Source organism: Gluconobacter sp. P1D12_c, assembly GCF_018812105.1.
GTDB lineage: Bacteria > Pseudomonadota > Alphaproteobacteria > Acetobacterales > Acetobacteraceae > Gluconobacter > Gluconobacter oxydans_A.
This window is the reverse complement of the sequence record NZ_JACSIQ010000804.1, coordinates 1-372: the sequence shown is the minus strand read 5'-3', so window position 1 is coordinate 372 and position 372 is coordinate 1. Positions and strand designations below refer to the sequence as shown.

At 59.9% G+C, this 372-nt stretch carries 1 pseudogene; it reads right to left on the bottom strand.

The annotated features are described in order from the left end of the window. Window positions 1-372: pseudogene (locus KP705_RS21885) on the bottom strand (Tn3 family transposase); the annotation flags it as partial.

Here is a 372-nt window from a genome sequence, read left to right as displayed (position 1 = left end):
CCCGTAATGGCAGACAGTGAATCAACGCCCTGATCACGGGCCTCAATCAGATGCCGGCAAGAGGTTGTCAGCAGACGAAGCTGGGCCTGCAACGATCGCATGGTGACAATCGCTTTGTCACGGATCAGGTGCTCGGCACGGCGCATCATGCTTCCGAGGAGTTTGTCCATCATTGTGAGGGCCGCGTCGGTTAGAACCTCCTCAAGTCGGACCCCGGCTGCCACAGAATGGCGTAACGACGGGATGACCGAAGCTCGGCCAGATGCTGGGGCGTAATCCGGGCAGCTTCTTCGCTCAAACGGTCAAAGGCCACACGCGGTATGGTCGTGGCGCGAGCGCTGTCGAGGTTCAGGGATCGTACACACTCCAGGC